This is a genomic window from Dyella halodurans, from assembly GCF_026283925.1.
In the GTDB taxonomy this organism is placed as follows: domain Bacteria; phylum Pseudomonadota; class Gammaproteobacteria; order Xanthomonadales; family Rhodanobacteraceae; genus Dyella; species Dyella halodurans.
This window is the reverse complement of the sequence record NZ_JAPDPF010000005.1, coordinates 54120-71921: the sequence shown is the minus strand read 5'-3', so window position 1 is coordinate 71921 and position 17802 is coordinate 54120. Positions and strand designations below refer to the sequence as shown.

The 17802-nt window shown below is 65.9% G+C and carries 13 protein-coding genes; 1 reads left to right on the top strand and 12 read right to left on the bottom strand.

Annotation, left to right across the window (positions count from 1 at the left end; translation table 11 throughout):
- Nucleotides 1-10: 10 nt before the first annotated feature.
- The 7 genes from pcp to OUZ49_RS11235 all read right to left on the bottom strand — a co-directional run bounded on the left by pcp (nt 11) and on the right by OUZ49_RS11235 (nt 5587).
- Nucleotides 11-664 (bottom strand): pyroglutamyl-peptidase I, encoded by a 654-nt coding sequence (pcp, locus tag OUZ49_RS11265; RefSeq protein ID WP_266150505.1) that lies wholly within the window; start codon nt 662-664, stop codon nt 11-13.
- Between the two features lie 19 nt (nt 665-683).
- Nucleotides 684-1652 (bottom strand): 5-oxoproline transporter, DUF979 family subunit, encoded by a 969-nt coding sequence (locus tag OUZ49_RS11260; RefSeq protein ID WP_266150504.1) that lies wholly within the window; start codon nt 1650-1652, stop codon nt 684-686.
- 2 nt (nt 1653-1654) lie between these two features.
- Complete coding sequence (locus OUZ49_RS11255) at nt 1655-2350, bottom strand: DUF969 domain-containing protein (RefSeq protein WP_266150502.1); 696 nt, start codon at nt 2348-2350, stop codon at nt 1655-1657.
- Nucleotides 2347-3138 carry a LamB/YcsF family protein gene (locus tag OUZ49_RS11250; RefSeq protein ID WP_266150501.1) on the bottom strand — a complete coding sequence of 264 codons (792 nt, stop codon included), beginning with the start codon at nt 3136-3138 and terminating at the stop codon, nt 2347-2349. The genes OUZ49_RS11255 and OUZ49_RS11250 overlap by 4 nt, the downstream gene beginning before the upstream one ends.
- The gene (locus OUZ49_RS11245) at nt 3135-4118 is read right to left on the bottom strand and encodes a 5-oxoprolinase subunit C family protein (RefSeq protein ID WP_266150500.1); all 984 of its coding nucleotides are present in this window, start codon (nt 4116-4118) and stop codon (nt 3135-3137) included. Before OUZ49_RS11245 ends, OUZ49_RS11250 begins: the two co-directional genes overlap by 4 nt.
- Nucleotides 4115-4822 carry a 5-oxoprolinase subunit PxpB gene (gene pxpB / locus OUZ49_RS11240; protein WP_266150797.1) on the bottom strand — a complete coding sequence of 236 codons (708 nt, stop codon included), beginning with the start codon at nt 4820-4822 and terminating at the stop codon, nt 4115-4117. Before pxpB ends, OUZ49_RS11245 begins: the two co-directional genes overlap by 4 nt.
- A 384-nt stretch (nt 4823-5206) precedes the next feature.
- On the bottom strand, nt 5207-5587 hold the full coding sequence (locus tag OUZ49_RS11235; RefSeq protein WP_266150499.1) for a VOC family protein: 381 nt from the start codon (nt 5585-5587) through the stop codon (nt 5207-5209).
- Nucleotides 5588-5834: 247 nt separating this feature from the next.
- Here OUZ49_RS11235 and OUZ49_RS11230 point away from each other — a divergent pair, with 247 nt between their 5' ends.
- Entirely contained in the window at nt 5835-7163 is a 1329-nt protein-coding gene (locus OUZ49_RS11230; RefSeq protein ID WP_266150498.1) for a hypothetical protein, read from the top strand.
- A gap of 114 nt (nt 7164-7277) precedes the next feature.
- On the opposite strand, the gene OUZ49_RS11225 is transcribed toward OUZ49_RS11230, so the two are convergent.
- From OUZ49_RS11225 to OUZ49_RS11205, 5 genes are all read right to left on the bottom strand, one after another.
- A complete protein-coding gene (locus OUZ49_RS11225; RefSeq protein WP_266150497.1) occupies nt 7278-9236 on the bottom strand; it encodes a M61 family metallopeptidase in 1959 nt (652 codons plus the stop codon).
- Between the two features lie 268 nt (nt 9237-9504).
- A complete protein-coding gene (locus tag OUZ49_RS11220) occupies nt 9505-11910 on the bottom strand; it encodes an efflux RND transporter permease subunit (RefSeq protein ID WP_266150496.1) in 2406 nt (801 codons plus the stop codon).
- Nucleotides 11911-11931: 21 nt separating this feature from the next.
- Nucleotides 11932-12999, bottom strand: coding sequence for a WD40/YVTN/BNR-like repeat-containing protein (locus OUZ49_RS11215; protein WP_266150495.1), 1068 nt, complete (start codon nt 12997-12999; stop codon nt 11932-11934).
- Nucleotides 13000-13252: 253 nt separating this feature from the next.
- Nucleotides 13253-14602: a DUF1329 domain-containing protein gene (locus OUZ49_RS11210; protein WP_266150494.1), complete on the bottom strand. Its 1350-nt coding sequence runs from the start codon at nt 14600-14602 to the stop codon at nt 13253-13255.
- A 393-nt stretch (nt 14603-14995) separates the two neighbouring features.
- Nucleotides 14996-17686 carry a winged helix-turn-helix domain-containing protein gene (locus OUZ49_RS11205; protein WP_266150493.1) on the bottom strand — a complete coding sequence of 897 codons (2691 nt, stop codon included), beginning with the start codon at nt 17684-17686 and terminating at the stop codon, nt 14996-14998.
- Nucleotides 17687-17802: the final 116 nt, after the last annotated feature.

Genomic DNA, 17802 nt, shown 5'->3' with positions numbered 1-17802 from the left:
GGTCGAGTCATCAGTCCAGCGTGCCTGCGCCGAGCCGGTCATCGATGACCTGGCGGGCCGCGACGCGCAGGACCACGGTCAGGGCGCGCACCACGTCGTCCTTGGCCATGCTCGGCGCCTGCGGCAGGCGCACGGCCTGTTCCGGCAGATAGGGAATATGCATGAAGCCCGCGCGCATGCCCTGGCGTTGAGCCGCCTCATGCAACATCAGATAGGCGATGTGGTTGCAGACAAAGGTGCCGGCCGTATTCGAGATCTCCACCGGCAGGCCTTCGGCCTGCAGCGCGGCGAGCATGGCCTTGATCGGCAAGGTGCTGAAGTACGCCGCCGGCCCGCCCGGAACCACGGCTTCGTCGATCGGCTGCGCACCGGTGTTGTCCGGCAGGCGCGCATCCTGCACGTTGATGGCCACCCGCTCGATCGACAAGCGGCTGCGGCCACCGGCCTGGCCGACGCCAAGCAGGATGCTCGGCTCCACCTCGTGCACGACCGCTTCCAGCTCGCGGCGCGAGTCCTCGAAGGCCGTCGGCAGCAGATGCGCAACGACGCGGTGATCCGCAATGCGCTGGTCGTGCAACAGGCGCACGGCTTCCCAGGATGGATTGATGACTTCGTTGCCGAACGGGGTGAAGCCCGTCAGCAGGATACGTGGTGGCTTGCTCATCGTGGCCGGTCTCTGCCCATCAACGGAATACCAGCATCCACATCATCAGAAACGTGACGATGAAGATGGATACGGCGCTCCACACCTGGGCGCGAATCACCCCGTAAGGGTTGCGCAGCTCCAGCAGTGCGGCCGGCACCAGGTTGTAGTCGGCGGCCATCGGCGTCAGCAAGGTGCCGCAATAGCCGCATAGCATGCCCATCGAGCCCAGGATCGCCGGGTTTGCGCCGTGCTGATGGATCAGCAGCGGCAAGCCGATGCCGGCCATCATCACCGGGAACGCCGCAAACGCGTTGCCCATGATCACGGTGAACAACACCATGCCCAGCGCGAATACCAGCAGGCAGGCGAGCGCGCTGCCGGTGGGCAGGTTGTTGCTGGCCAGGGCGGCGATGGCGGCGCCCACGCCGCTGTGCGTGAATACCTCGCCGAGGGCTGCCAGCAGCAGCGGCAGCAAGGCCGCCCAGCCGATCGCATCGAGCAGGCGACGGCCTTCCGCAATGCCTTGGCGCACGGGCACACGCGCCACCCTCGCCGCGGCCAGCAAGGCCACCACGCAAGCCAGCGCCAGCCCGGTCAGGGTCATCTGCGCCTTGGCGAACAACGCGTGGCCGGCGATCGACAGATACGCGCCGAACAGCGCCACCAGCAAGGTCACCAGCGGAATCAACAGCGCGGGCACGAACAGCTTGTGGCCCAGGCGTAGCGCGGATTGCAGGCGCGCCTGGGCATCGCCACCGTCCGCGTGCGCCTGTCGATGCAGCCGTGGCGCCAGCAAGGCCAGCACGATCACGCTAACGCCCGCGATTTGCGCCGGCAGCGGGTTGCCCGCCGCCTGCTGCGCGAGCACATAGTCGCCGCCACCGAACAACGCGCCCAGCAACAGCCAGAAGGCTGCGCGCCAGCCGTGCCGTTCGCGCAGATTGCGCAGCCCGGTGTAGGCGAGCAGGGCCGCGATCAGCCAGTAGGCGTATTCGATGCGCAACATGCTCAGGCGGCCTGCTCGTCGCGCATGCGGGCCGCGCGACGCAGCAGCCGACGCTGGTACAGCCAAACGCGCACGGACTGGATGACAAAGGCGGCAATGGCCGTGGGCAAAGCCCACAAGGCGATCGACAGTGGCGTCAGATCGATGCCGTGTTGCGCATAGAAGCCCTGGATCAGCAGCACGGCGCCGAGCGCGATGAAGACATCCTCACCGAAGAAGCGCCCGATGTTGTCCGTCGCCGCCGCCACCGCACGCAATTCGTCACGGTCGGCGTCGGTCACCATCGGCAGGATTTTCTCCACCGCGCCCTCGCCCATCGGCGCCAGCAACGGGCGTACGGTCTGGGCGTGGCCCGCGACGCCGGTGAGGCCGAGCATGGCCAACAGCTCGCGCACCAGCAGATAGCCGATCAACAGTCGCGCCAGGGTCAGTCCGCGCAAGCGCCCCATCCAGCGTTGGGCGTGTTCGCGCAGGCCTGCATGTTCGAGCAGGCCGATGGCTGGCAGGGTCAGCACGAACAGCATCAGCATGCGGCTGGACACGAAGCTCCTGCCGAGCAGCGCCAGCAGGTCGGGCACGTGCATGCCGGCCAGCAGGCCACTGACCAGGGCCGCACACACCACCACCGGCACCGGATTGAAGCGCAAGGCGAAGCCGATCACGATCACCGCGACGCCAAGCAAGGGCCAGTAATTCATGCACGAGCGCCCGAGAGATGCGGGGCCGCGACGACCATGCCGGCGGCTTCCAGTGCCGCATGCAGGCTGCGCGCGAATGCCACCGCATGCGCGCCATCGCCATGCACGCACAACGTATCGGCCTGCAGCGTGATGATCTGGCCATCGACGGCACGCACGCTGCCCTCGCGCGCGATCGCCATGGCCTGGGCAATGGCCTGGTCGCTCTCGCTAATCACGGCACCGGGTTCGCGACGCGGCTGCAACGAGCCATCGGCGCGATAGCTGCGATCGGCGAACGCTTCGGCGGCCACCGTCAAGCCTGCATCGCGGCCGGCCTTGAGCAGGGCGGAACCGGCCAGGCCGAACAGGCACAGGCTGGGATCGAAATCACGCGTTGCCTGTGCGATCGCGTCCGCCAGCGCGGCGTCGCGCGCGGCCATGTTGTACAGCGCGCCATGCGGCTTCACGTGGCGCAGACGCGTGCCGGCGGCCCGGGTGAATCCATGCAGGGCGCCAATCTGGTACAGCGTCATCGCATAGGCTTCGTTTGGCGTCACCGCCATTTCGCGGCGGCCAAAGCCCTGCAGGTCGGGCAGCGAGACGTGGGCGCCGATCGCCACGTTGTGCTCCACTGCGAGCGACACCGTGTGCCGCATGATGTCCGGATCGCCGGCATGAAAACCGCAGGCGATATTGGCCGAGCTGACCACGGCGAGCAGGGCGGCATCGTCGCCCATCCGCCATGCGCCGAAGGATTCGCCGAGGTCGCTGTTGAGGTCGATGGTCTTGAATACGTCAGGCGTCATGCGAAATCCAACCGTCGTTCGATGTGGTCGAGGAGGCGCTGCAGCCGCAAGCGGCGCGCGGCCAGCCGCTGCGCCGCCTCGTCCAGGGTGGTCTCCCGGAAGCATACGGTATCGCCGGGCCGTCGCTGCGCCAGCCGTGGCAGGTCCACCGCCGCCAGCTGGCCGATACGGGGATAGCCCCCGGTGACTGGCGCCTCGGCCTGCAGCAGGATCGGCTGGCCGGAAGGCGGCAGCTGCAGGGTGCCCGGCAGGGTCGCCTCGGAAATCAGCTCCAGCGGCTGACGCAGATGCAGACGCTGGCCATCCAGGCGGCTGCCGACGCGGTTGCTGTCCTTGCTGAGGGTGAAGGACGCCTTGAACAGCGCCTGCTGCGCGTTGTCGTCGAGCCGGTCGAAGTGGTGACCACGCGACAGCGCCAAGCGTACCTGGCCGTAGTCGAACCAGGGTTGCGGATCGATTCCCCAGCGCAGCACCCGCAGCGCCCCTGCCGAACCAGGCAGCGGCGCGGGATCAGCGACGCCCAGCTCAAGCCGGTCGCCGGCTTGCAGGGCGCGTCCGTCGAGCGGGCCGATGCGTGCATTCAAGTCCGTGCTCTGGCTGCCAAGCACGGCCGTCGCCGCGAAGCCTCCCCGCACCGCCAGATAACCGCGACAACCGTGTCGCATGCCGCCCAAGTGCAGCACGCTGCCAGCGGGCAGGACGCAACACGTCCAGCCCGGTAGGCGCTGATCGCCGACGCGCGCGTCCACCGGTGCGCCGGTCAGGGCGATCGCTGTCGCCTGCTCGAAGCGCAGCGTCGGACCGATCAAGGTGAACTCCAAGGCGGCTTCGCCGCGGGTATTGCCGACCAGTGCATTCGCCAACCGCCAGGCAGGCCAGTCCGCTGCGCCAGCCCTGCCCACGCCGAGTGCGGCATAACCCACGCGCCCGCCGTCCTGCAGACTGCTCAGCAGGCCCGGCTTGATGACGATCACGCTCACCGGCGCGCCTCGGCGGCGAGCCGTTGGTACTCGTCTTCACCGATGGCGCGGAAGCGCACGCGATCTCCCGGCTGCAACAGCGACGGCGAAGCCGCGCGAAGATCGAACAGGCGCAGTGGCGTGCGCCCGATCAGCTGCCACCCGCCCGGCAAGGCTTCTGGATAAATGCCGGTCTGTTCGCCACCGATGGCCACGCTGCCGGCCGGCACGCTGATGCGCGGATCGCTCCGACGCGGCATCGCCAAGGTCGGGTCAAGCCCAAGCAGATAAGGAAAGCCGGGGGCGAATCCAAGCATGGCGACGCGATACGTCGCCGCGCAGTGGCGGGCGATCACCTCGTCGCGAGTGAGCCTCGCATGGGCAGCGAGCGCTGCCAGATCCGGCCCCGCCTCACCGCCGTAGCAGACAGGAATATCGATTTCGCGGTCGCTGTTGGCGCCTTCCGGCAGATCCTGCAACGCCGCCATCACCCGCTCGCCCATCCGGTGATGTGGCGCCATCGCGCCGCTGACTTCCCACTGCGCCGGATCGAAGCGCAGCAGCAGGCTCGCATAAGCCGGCACGCACTCGACGCCGGCGAGCCGCTCGCGCAAGCGGGCTGCCGCCGCGTGCACACGCGCATTGACCGCTGCGTCGATGGTCTCGCCGAAACGCAGCAGCAGGGCGTCTTCCGCAAGAGTCTCGATGTGCGGAGCGGGCCACATAGGGTTCAAGCGACGACGACGCGAGATGCGCGCAACGGGTCCCGTTGCGCATATGGAGCCGGCGTGCGCCGTGCCGGGCTTGCGGCGCCGATGCCTATGGACGTTGGTAAAGCGGCGGCTTGAAGCAGAAATCGTTCGATTTTTGGCATAGGGATCTGGCAATGGCCGACAGATGGCCGCCTTGGTCGATAGATGGGAGCACCCGCCCAAGGCAGCGACCCGTGCGTTTCATCATGCACCGAATGCAGGACGCCTCAAAAGGGAGGGCGCACCAAGGAATGGAAGCGGCATCAACAGACTTGCTGGTATGCCAGGCGCCCGGGCCGAACCATGACCAGGCGCCATGGCCCACCCTGTCACGCACGCCGACTCCCATCAAACGCCTTACGGCCAGCGGTTCGCGTTCTTGGGAAAACCTGGTCGCTGCAGGCGTACGACGCAGAATCGCTGCCCCGTCGGCGCCTGCATGACGACCCACCGCTCCAATCGACTGACCACGCTGGCGCCCAGCCCCTCGAGGCGACTTACCTCGGCCGGGATGTCGTCGGTTTCAATGTCGATATGCACCCGGCTCTCGTGGCTGACTCTTTGGATCTGCACGATGGGTTCGTCGGGTGGGGTCTCCAGCATGCGGTAGTTGCCGCGGGTGCCGGGATGATCCGGATCGACGGGGCGGCCCAGCGCCTCGGCCCAAAAGCGGGCGGCCTGGTCAAGATCCGCAACATGGCAGTCGATCAGCACAGCACAGAGTCGTGAGTGGTGCATGGCAGAGCTACCTCTTGGCCGAGACGTTTTATGCCTGGTCGATGATGTGTTCCTGGACGAGCCCGCCCCAAGCGTACTGCCGGGGAGCTTCCGGGCGGTGCGCGCAAGCTGGACCGCGGCTCGGCAACGTCGCCATTTATTTCAATTTGGTTACAATCCGCGCAACGGGGCGTGGGATTTTGGTGAAATACGCGAAATCCGAATGGCGGGAACGCCATGGCGTGTTGACACTCTGGGGAGAGATCGTATGCGACAGAAGCTGGCCGCTGCAGTGGCATGGGTATTCTTGGGCATCTTTACCACCGTCACGCATGCCGACAACCAGGACTCGAACGACATCTTCGCCAACGGCCACGTCGACGGCGAGCTGCGCATGTACAACTTCGACAGGTTGTACGAAACACCGAACACGCCCAATGCGAGTGCGTTCTCGCTGGCGGCACTGATCAACGCACACACCGGCGACTTTCTCGGCGGCTTCAGCTTCGGCGGATCGTTCGTTACCGCCAACTCGCTGGGCACGCAGTCGGACACGCTGGCAAAGATCGACACCTCGCTGATGGGGCCGAACAACTCCATCGGCGCGTTCAGCCAGGCCTACGCGCAGTTCAAGGATGACTGGTTGTTGGTGCGTGGCGGCTACCAGTACCTCGACACACCGTGGATGGGCAAGAACGATTCGCGCGTCATTCCTTCCTCGTACAACGCCATCCTGGTTGGGCTCACGCCGATCACCGGCTGGAACCTCTACGGCATCCGCACCTATAGCTGGAAGAGCCGCACGTCTACCGGCATGTACTACAACAACCTGTATTACCCATCCAACTTCGATGGCGACTCGATGTTTGGAAACAACGGATCGCTGCCGGGGACGGCTCCCCGTTTCGATGGCGTCTGGGCAGCGGGTACGACTTACACGAATGACGCGGTGAAAGCCCAGGGCTGGTATTACGACTTCATCAATTTCGCGCAAATGGGCTACGTGGATGGTACGTACACGCTGAAGACCGGTACGCACTTCAATCCCTTCCTGTCGCTGCAGTACGTCAACGAGAACGGTGGCAACGACAACATCCTGGTGGACACCCACACCAAGTTGTTTGGCCTGGCGGGCACGCGCGTGCGCAGCGAGGCCTGGGGTGCGGATATCGGCACCTCGGCCTATAACGGTCGTATCGACTTCGCCTACAATAAGCTGCAGCAGGAATCGGGCGCGGTGGGCGGCGGCGCCTTGATCTCCCCGTACACCACGAATTACGCCACCGACCCGCTGTTCACGACGTCGATGATCCGTGGCCTGGTCGAAACCGGTCCCGGCCACGCCTGGAAGGCCAGGGCTTCGTACAACTTCTTCGACAACAAGCTGCAACTGGTGGCGTCCTACGCCAAGTACACCACGGAATATCGTGGCGACAGCCACAATGTCTACTTCGACATCGTCTACAACATGGACAGCGTGTTGAAGGGCCTGACCCTGCGCAATCGCTGGGAGCGCTCCGTCGGTGGCGCCGGCAATCTCAATCCGGGCAACGAGTCGTTCACCTACAACCGCTTGATGATCACGTACAAGTTCTAGCGGGTGCCGTGGTGCGCCAGGGTCGCTGAGGCTCTGGCGCACGGTCTATCCCTCTGGCGAGCACACGCAGGAGCGTGGCATGCCCACGCCCTGCGCTGCCGTCCACGCCGGCGCTTACTTGCGCGGCGCGATGATCTCGCTCAAGTAGTCAGGCGTACCTTCGACGCGCACCAGATGCGGGTATTGCAGGCCACCGTGGTAGTCGACCGACACCGTGCGGTAGCTGCCCTGGTATTTCAGCAGCAGCTGGATCGGTGCCTTGCTGTCCTTGGCCGCCGTGATCGCGTCCTTCAGCACGTCGCTGGAATAGTTCTGGCCGTTCACGGCAACCACGGTGGCGCCGGTGCTGACGCCGGCCTTGAAGGCCGGACCGTTCCAGCGCACGTCGTTGACCTGGTCCTTGTCGTTCATGGTCAGGCCGATCGACCAGGCGAAGTTGTACAAGTGGCGGGATGGTTCCGAGCGGCTGTTGTACTGCTTCTCGTACTCGCTTTCCTTGTCGGTGTAGACCAGCTTCCAGCCGGTGGCCGCGAGGCCGTTCTGCAGCGGCGGATTGATGGCGTCGACGCGCGCGCGCAGGAAGCTCGCCCAGTCGTACGCCGCCACGCCGTTGAGCGCCGCCACCACGTCGTCAAAGGTATAGGTCTTGGTCACGTAGCTGCCGTTGTCGACGCCGAAGAACGCGCGCGCGAAATCGTCCAGCGATTTCTGGTCATGGGTCAGGGCACGCAGCTTGGCGTCCACCTCCAGCCACATCATCTGGCCGCCGCTGTAGTAGTCCTCGCTCATCTGCCAGCTGCGGTACGGCAGGCTGGAACGACGGGCGATGGTGGGGTCGTTGGTGGTGTCCTCCAGCGTGCGCCACTGGAAGCCTTCGCGGTTGCGCTCGTAGTTGGCCGCCACCATGGCCAGGGCGTCACGGAACTGCTGCGGCGACCACATGCCGGCACGCGCGGTGAGCACGAAACCCCAGTACTGCGTCTGCCCCTCGTACACCCATAGCAGCGAGTCGCCCATCGGCACGTTGAAGTTCGGCGTCCACAGGTCGGCTGGGCGGCGGAACTTGCCGTTCCAGGAATGCGCGTACTCGTGCGCCAACAAGTCGCGCTCGGGCGCCGCGTCGTTCCAGCCGGCGAAGTAGTCGCTGCCCAGGCCATCCTCGCTGGACTGGTGATGCTCGGTGCCGTTGCCGCCCAGCTGATCCGACAGCGAGAACAGGAAATCGTAGTGGTCGTAGTGGTGGGAGCCGAACAGGCTCACCGCCTGCGTCACCAGGGCGCGGTGCACCTTCAGCTGCTCGGGCGTCATCTCCAGGTACTTCGGCGCATCGGCGACGAGGTCCAGATACACCGGCGCGTCGCCGCCCGGGTTGAGCTCGACGCGCTTGAAGTACTGGCCCGCATAGACCGGCGAATCGACCAGGTTGTTGAACGTCACCGGCTTGAAGGTGACGGTGTCGCCCGATTTCGAGGCCGTCTCAAGCGCCGTGCCCAGCTGCCAGCCGTGCGGCAGCTTCATGCTGGGCGCGAAGGTGATGCCACGCGTGTAGTAGCCGGCGGGATACAGCGCCACCTTGCTCCATTCCATGTCCATCATGCGATCGGTGATGTCGAAGCCCTCGCTGTCGGTGCGGCCCGACAGGTACTGGAACGCCGCATCGATCGAGGAGACACCGGCGGGCACGTCGAGATGGAACGCGTACACGTTGTATTTGTCGCGCTTCCACGCGATCGGCTTGCCGTTGGCGCTGAGCGAGAGGCCAGCGAGCATGGCGACGGGACCGGTGGGCGAATGGTCGCCGGGAATCCACTGCGGGTACAGCAGGGTCAAGGCACCCGGCTTCACCGGAATCGTTTCATGCACGCGGAAGATGCCCTGGGCCGTGTCGCTGGCATCGACGTGGAGGCCCACCGTGCCGACGTACGGCGTGTCCTGCGGCGGCGGCACATCGTCGGTGCGCGCCTGCTGCGCCGTCACGGCACCGGCCGCGAGCGCCGCCGCTACGGCCAAGGCCAGGCACGAAAACTTACGACACGCAGCAACCGGCGAACCGGCAGGACGAACACGGGACATGGAGGGCTCCGACGAGCAAGTGAATGGTCGCGCAACTTAACACCACCGATGGCGGCTGGGGCTAGTGGGGTGGGCGAGTCTTCGCTCGGGCGGAGATGGTTTGCCGGCGAGGAGGCGTTCGCCACGCTGCGAAGCGAGCGCCTCCATTCCAGCAGCTTCGGGTGGCGTTATCGGCTATCGGAAGCATGTGCCGCAAACACCTGATGAAGTCCCGAAGGCACTGCCCGCCCACTGCGCCGACGCAGCCCTTCGGTCCAGCCGGCGCGCCTCAAGTCGCCTTGCGCAGCAGGAAATGGGACAGCGCCGGGATCAGGACGAGGGCGCCGACCATGTTCCACAGGAACATGAAGGTCAACAGGATGCCCATGTCGCCCTGGAACTTGATTGGCGAGAAGGCCCACGTCACCACGCCCGCCGCCAACGTGACGCCGACCAGGGCCACGACCTTGCCGGTGAACTGCACGGCATGGCGGTAGGCATCCTCCAACGGCACGCCGGCGCGCTGCTGGGCGAGCTGGATCGACAGCAGGTACAGCGCGTAGTCGACGCCAATGCCTACACCGAGCGCGATCACTGGCAGCGTAGCGACTTTCACTCCAATGCCCAGCGCAACCATCAGTGCTTCGCAGAGGATCGACGTGAGCATCAGCGGCACCACCGCGACCACCACGGCGCGCCAGGAGCGGAACGTGATGAAGCACAGCACGATCACCGCGCCGTAGACATAGAACAACATCGTGCGGTCGGCCTGGCGCACCACGATATTGGTCGCCGCCTCGATACCCGCGGTACCAGCGGCCAACAAGTATTCGCGACCGGTCCCAGCATGGCTGCCAGCAAAGGCCTCGGCGGCGGCCACCACGCGATCCAGCGTCTCGGCGCGATGGTCACTGAGATAGGCGATCACCGGCATCACCGAACAGGCGTTGTTGAACAAGTCCGGATTGTTGACCGAGGCCTGCTGCGCACCGTAGTTGAGCACGTCCTGGTTGCGCGAAATGGTCAGCCACTTGGGGCTTCCCTCGTACGAGCCCGCCGTGATCTGGCGCACCGCGTCGCCGAGGAAGATCGTGGTCTGCACGCCGGGCACCTGGCGCAACGCCCAGGCCAGGCGATCCGCCTCGACCAGGGTGACGTACTTGAGGCAGCCTTCGGCGGGCGTCTTCACGATCACCGCGAACATGTCGCTGGAGAGCGAGTAGTTGCCGGTGATGTAGGCGTTGTCGCGGTTGTAACGTGAATCGGCCCGCAACTCGGGGGCGCCGCGCTCGAGGTCGCCGATCTTCAGGTGTTTGCTGACCATCAGGCCGGCACCCGCAAGCACCGCGGCAACGCCCAGCGCAGCCACGGCCCAGCGGCGCGTGGTAAAGCGTTCGAGTACCTGCCAGACCACGCCGGTTCCCCGCCCCTCGGCGCGCTCACGCTCGGAACGGAGGCTGCGCTGGGCAGCGACGGGATCGACGCCGCTGAAGGACAGCAGCACCGGCAGCAACAACAGGTTGGTGAAGATCAGCACGGCCACGCCGATGCTGGCGGTGAGCGCGAGGTCCTTGATCACCGGGATGTCGATCAGCATCAGCACGCCGAAACCCACCGCGTCCGCCAACAATGCGGTGACTCCGGCGAGGAACAGGCGCCGGAAGGTATAACGCGCGGCCACAAGCCGGTGCGTGCCGCGGCCGATGTCCTGCATGATGCCATTCATCTTCTGTGCGCCGTGCGAGACGCCGATCGCAAAGATCAGGAACGGCACCAGCACCGAGAACGGGTCCAGCGCAAAACCTAGCAAGGCCACCAGGCCAAGCTGCCACACCACGGCCACCACCGAACACAGGATGACCAGGGCGGTGCTGCGCACGCAGCGCGTATAGCCGTAGATCACCAGCATGGCGATCAGCGCGGCGATGGCGAAGAATCCCATCACCTTGACCAGTCCGTCGATCAGGTCGCCGACGAGCTTGGCGAAGCCGATCACGTGCAGGTGGATCTTCACGCCCGGCGTGGCCTCGTAGCGGCTTCGGAGGTCATCCAGGGTGTGCGACAGCGCGCGGTAGTCGATGGCCGCGCCGGTCTCCGGGTCCTTGGACAGCAAGGGCACGAAGATCATGCTGGACTTGAAGTCGTTGCCAACGAAGCGCCCGACGATGCCCGCACGCGCAATATTGAGCTTGAGCTGGGCGGTGTGCTGCGGCGAACCGTCGTAGTTGTCGGGCATCACCGGGCCGCCGCGAAAGCCCTCTTCGGTGACTTCGGTCCAGCGCACGGCGGGTGTCCACAGCGACTTCAGCCCCGCGCGATCGACGCCGCGGGTGAGGAACAGCTCGTCGTTGATCTTCTTCAGTGCTTCCTGGTACTTCGGATCGAAGATGCTGCCATCGTCGACGGAGACCACCACGCGCAAGGAATTGCCCAGGCCGCGCAGTTCGTTCGCGTTTTCCAGGTAATGGCGGATATAGGGGTGGTTGCTCGGGATCATCTTCTCGAAGCTGGCGTTGAAGCTCAGCCTCGTCACCGCCACCCAGCCCAGCAGCACCGTCGCCAGTGCGCATACCAGCATCATGGCGAAGCGGTGGTTGAACACCAGGCGCTCCAGCACGTTGCCGGAGTTGGTATCGAATTCGTGAAGCGCGCCAACAACCGGCATGCGGTCGAGCGACATGGTTTCAACGTTCATCGTGCTTGTCTCCCAAGCTTCTCAGTGCGACGCCTGGGTTTTCACCCCAAGCGCGCCGGCGATCACAGTGGCATCGCCCACAACGGCAACGGCGGAAGCGGGTACAGGCTTGGGCTGGCGATACAGCGTGAAGTGCGCACCGTCATCGCGGCTCACCAGCAGGTTGCCTGCCTGGCTGACCAGGGCCAGACCCTGCGCACCGAATGCGGTGCTGCCGGTCAGCCCTTCCTGGATGCCGGTGTCGATCGCTTGCCAATGCGTGCCGCCATCGGTACTTCGATAGGCGTTGCCACGCAGGCCGTAGACGACGACCGCGTCGCCGCTGCCGATGACGCCAAAATAGGTGCCCTTGTAAGGTGTGGCGAGCACATGGAAGCGGTCGGCCTCGCGGTCGAGCTTGAGCAGCAGGCCCTGTTCGCCCGCGATATAGACGTCCGTACCCACGCCACGCACCGCATACAGGTGCAGGCGATCGGGGTTTTCGGTGCGATCGAACCACGAGACCCAGGTCTTGCCGCCATCCGTGGTGCGGAAGATCAAGTTGAAGGCGCCGACGATGAAGCCGTTGTGCTCGTCGGCAAACCAGACGTCGAGGAACGGGTTCTCGGCGCCCTGTGCCGCGATGCGGGCTGCTTCTTCGATCAAGGCAGCGGCGTCCGCGCTGCTGCCCAGTTCGCCGCGGGCGGCCCGCGCGCGCAGCTGTTCCATCATCAACGGGCCAACGCGTCGCCCATCCAGTTGCCTGGCCCAGGTGGCGCCGCCATCGCTGCTGTGAAGCACGACCCCGTCATGGCCCACGGCCCAACCCTGCTGCGGCGTCGGAAAGCTCACTGCGACGAGATCGGATGCGACCGGTACCGAGGCCTGTCGCCAGCTGGCGCCGGCGTCGTCCGAATAGACGATCTGGCCGCGCTGACCGACGGCGACGATGCGCTTGCCGGCCAACGCCAGTCCATTGAGCAAACCCTTGGACGCGAGTGGGCTCGCGCTCGCTGGCGTATCCAGGACGTCGGTGAAGCCGGCGAACGCAAGCGCTGGCGACATGAAGGCAAGCGCAACCAGCGCGCGTCGAACTCTATGCAAAAACATCGGAAGTCCCGGAAGACGTAAGGCCTACTGTTGGATCCCCGAGCGCCGGGCGCGGCGCCTGCCCATGCCGGGCAACAAGCGTCATCCAAGGCGACGCGTGCAGGTGGGGTGGAGACACGGCACGCATCGGAGCGTGTTTCGCCGCCATGGGAGCGGCAGCGGATCTGCATGCCATCTCCACGGTTGTTCTAGCGATGGCGGGTGGGACAGCAGGAAGCTGTCCCACCCGCCACGACGGCGCCGTCCAGCGCGATCAGCGAATGCCCGAGCCGGCCAGCGATGACGGGGCCCAGTCGCGCTCCGTCATCGGCTTGGTGTAGCGGTAGCCACCGGTTTCACCGGTAAAGCCGGTCAACGAGTAGGAGCCCGCGATCAGGTCATAGATGCCGTGCAGGTCGGCAATCGGCGCGGGTACCTCGTAACTCGGCGTGACATACGCGAAGCCGGTGCGGAACAACTGGCCGCGCGCGTCATAGGCGTCGGAGGCGACCGCTGCCCAGCTGTCCTCGTCGAGATAGAACGTGCGCTTGCTATAGATATGGCGCTTGCCCGGCACCAGCGTGGCCTCGACCACCCACACGCGATGCCGTTCCCAGCGCACGTCGTCCGGATTGATGAAGTTCGGCTTGAGCAGGTCCTGCGCCTTGGTGTCGTACGCCATCTTGTAGGCGTTGTAGGGGATGAAGATCTCCTTCTTGCCCACCAGCTTGAAGTCGTAGCGATCCATCGAGCCATTGAACAGGAACACGTCATCGAACGTCGAGGCGCCGCCCGAGCCCGGGTTTGGCGTATCGAACGCCAGGTCAGGCGCCACCTTCACGCGCCGCTGCCCCGGCAGGTATTGCCAGGCGTGACGACCCTTGTCTTCGTAGTTGAGCGGGTCGACGATCAGCAACGCCTCGCCAGCGCGACGTGCCGGGCCGGTATAGAGTAGGCGCTGTTGCCAATAGACGTCGGCATCGGGCCTGCTCACATCCCAGTACGGGTATTCCTCGGAGGCGTCGCCTTCCGTGGTGAGCGCCACGCCGCCCGACGCATCGACGTTGTAGTTGCGATAGCGGGCGGCATAGGCGACGCCGTTGAAGCGCACCAGGTGGTTCCACATCGCCTCGAAGCCCGATTGCGGCAGCGGGAACGGGAAACCCGCGTGGCAACCGCTCATCGAGCGACCGTTCGCAGCCGTCTTGGCCTCGATCGCGCACTTGGCCGTGTTCTCCACCACGAACTTCGGAAAGGCCGCGGTGCGATGCGTCGGATAAATGTCGATGTGATAACCCGGGTATTTCTTCATCAAGGCCCGGGTGCCTTCGGTCAGGTTGCCCGCGTACTTGTCCATGTTCTTCGCGTCGATCGAGAACAAGGGCTTCTCGTTGGCGAAGGGGTTGGGACGAATGCCGCTGCCGGCCTTGAACGAAGCAGGTACCGTGGTGAGTCCGCCGGTATAGGCGGGAATGGCACCGTCGCTGCTGCCGTCCATTTCGGCGCCTACGCCGGTAAGCGTGGTACCGAGTTTGTGCGCGTCCTCGGACGACACGCTGGCGTGCCCTACGCCGCAGCATAGGACGGCGGCGGCCCCAGCCATCAGGGCTTTGCGGAATTGCATGCGCATGCTCCTCACAATGGTGTTTCGATTGTCGGGTTCCAGCGGCGCAATGCTTGCGCTAGCACGCTTCGCATCACCTCCCCCCGCTGCATAAGCACAGGCTGCGTCGCATCCACCGACCGGTTTGGTCTGGTCGGCTCCCGATGTGCAACTGCACATCGCTGATGCTTGCTACGTCGCCCTAGCTCTTCTCGTCCGCAGTCGCCGACTCCGCCCTCAGAGGAACGCAGCCGCACGAAGGCGGTCGGTACCATTGTTGGTCGCGCAGCGAAGTACACCCCCCCCAAAACGTCGGGGGAGGGGTTCGTCACTCGCCAAGCAGGGAGGCTGGCCGGCCAACCAGGCCGTCAGGTTTCATCGCAAGCACGCGGCCGCCGATGGCGCCGCATCGCGCTATTCCAGCCCCTGGATCAGTCCAAGCATCTGGGCCCGGTGCACCACGTGCCGGCGCGTACCCACGCCCAGCTTGCTGAACAGGTTCTTGAGATGCCATTTGATGGTGGCCTCGCCGACCGCCATGGCCTGGGCGATTTCCTTGTTCGACAGATTGCGGGCGAGCAGCTCCAGCACTTCACGCTCCTTCGGCGTCAGCACCATGCTTGGCACCACGCGCGGCCCGCCCTGATGCTGCTCGGGCGGCGGGTTGACCACCCGTGCCTGCGGCGTCGATGGGTTCCCCGCCGCACCACTCCCCTCGTCCGCCATGCGATAGGCCCAGTCCGCCGCCACGGGGTGGGTGTCGGCGAAAATGCGCGTCAGGCCGTAGGTGCGGGCAAGGCTCATTGCCTCGTGCAGCAGGGCGCGGCCATCTTCACCGTTACGATCGAGCGCATAGGCGCGCAGGGTCATGCATTCGATGCGAGAGCGGCCAAGCCGCGCCTGCTCGGCCAGCGGCACCGCATGTGCGATGGCCTCGAGCACGCGGGGCCAATCCTGTGCCGCCATCGCGGCATAGGTATGCGCCATGGCGCTAAGCAACTCCACGTTGCGCCGCCAGAGCGGCCCGCGCCGGGGACTTTCGGAGGCCACCAGCTGATCGATCCGCGCGATCAGGGCGGCGCAGGTCTCGCGACGAAAGCGTCCGGCGTGCACGCGGATCTGTTCGCTGAGACTGGCAATGCACAGGCGCGGCAGGCGGCGCGTCTCGCCAATCGAGAACAAGGCCTCCAGGATGTCGAGCGCGCGGTGCTCCTCGCCTTGCGCAGCGGCTATCCGCGTGGCCGTGCGATAGCCCACCAGGATGGCCTCCGGCGCCGCCACGCGTTCGAGCACATCGAGCCGGTTGGCGAGCAGCGCCACCGCCTCGTCCAGTCGCCCTTCCTCATACACCGCCGCCGCCAGCAGCGCCGCGATCATGCAGGAAAGCGGGTGCCGTCGACCGAGCTTGGCGTCGATGGAACCGAGGGCGAGCCGCAACCCCTCCTCGCCGAGCCGCACTTGCCCTTCCCACAGATAGCTGAGTCCGATGATGAACTCGCCCCAGCGCGCCACATAATCGGTCCCTTGTGGCAGATCCGGGCGCGCAGCGCTTTGCAGCAGGCGGCGCGCCTGCACCGGATCGCCCTGCAGCAATGCAAGCATGGCCTGGCGGTTGACATGCATCCAGCGCATGCGAGGCTCGATCCCGGGCGGCGCCTCGCTCCATGGCGCAAACATGGCCACGCAGCGATCGGGATCGTCGGCGAAATAGGCCGCGCCGCTGGCAATCAGCACGCATTCGTAACGCAAGGCGACATCGACGTCCGGACGCGAGAGGATCAAGCCGACCATGCGCTCGGCTTCCTCATGACGCTCGCTCACCGCCAAGGCCCAGGCCGCCGCCAGGCGTAGCCGCGGATGCTGGTCCAGCACCACTTCGGGCAGCAGTTCGAGCCAGTCGCGCACGGTTCCGATGTGTCCTTGCGTGACGGCTTCGTAGAGGCCTTGCTGGGCCAGCTCGAAGGCCACACCCTCCCGCCCCGCTTCGCGTGCGTGCCGTGCGGCCTGGGTGAACATGCCGTGCGCTGCCAGCCAGGCCTGCGCCCTGCCGTGCAACTCGGCGCGCTCCTGCGCCGGCAGTTCCGCCAGGTGGCCGCGCAGTGCATCGCAGGCCAGCGCGTGCAGGCGGTACCACTCCGAATCCTCGCCCACCACGAAGATGGGCGTGTCACGAGCCAGCCGTGCCAGGCGTTGCGGCGCCTCGGCATCGCCGGTCAAGGCCATGCACAGGTCCGGATGCAACTGCTCGACCACGGCGATCCGCGTGAGAAAGGCCACGTCTTCGGGTGCCAGCTCGGCCGTGAGTGCCTCGACCAGCTGGTTGCGGGAACCGGACAAATGGGTGCCGAAAATGCTGCGTGGGTCGCTACCGCGCTCCATCGCCGCCAGCACGAGTTGCAGCCCGAGCGGCCAACCCTCGGTCATGTCATGCAGGCGTGCGCAGGTGTCGGCATCGGCCTTGCTGCCAACGCGATTGCGCACCAGGGCGATGGTTTCCTCGAGGGTGAAACGCAGGCTCTCGATGCCGACCGACGTGCATTGGCCGTAGGTGCGCAGATCGGCCACCATGCCGTCCAGCGCGCCACGTCCAGCCACCACCACGCGCAGGTTCGGCGGCGCGTTGTGCAGCAGGTAGTCGAGCGCTGCGAGGCTGTTGGCGGACATCCGCTCGGCCTCGTCGATCATCAATACCAGCGACAGCGAAGCCTGGGCCACCTCGCTCAACCAGGCCGTGATGCTCTCCAGATCGCCCATGGTCGACGCGCCGCCTTCCAGCAGCGTGGCACCGAAATTCGGGCGGCCGCAGCCCATTCGCACCGCCAGCACCAGGCTGTGCAGCACGCGCTGCGGGTCGGGGCTGCCATCGGCGGAGATCCAGGCCACGGCCGAACCGCGCGCCAGGAATTCGTGTCGCCACTGAGCCAGCAGCGAGGTCTTGCCGAAGCCGGGCGGTGCCTGCACGAGAATCAGCGGGCAATCGCGAAACTGCTCGTCGTCCAGACCGAGCCGCGGACGGACCAGCCGATGACGAGGCGTCCGCGGAGGCATGGTCTTCAGAACAAGCTCGGCGATGGCGGGTACGGCCTCGCTGGAGGTGGTGGCCATCAGACAGGTTCCCGTGGTGCGCTGGAGCAAGGTCTCCGAACGGGTGACGCGATCGCTGGCACGGAGGCGCGCCGACCGATGAAGTCCGCGAGCGTGTGCGGTGCACGATCGCAAGA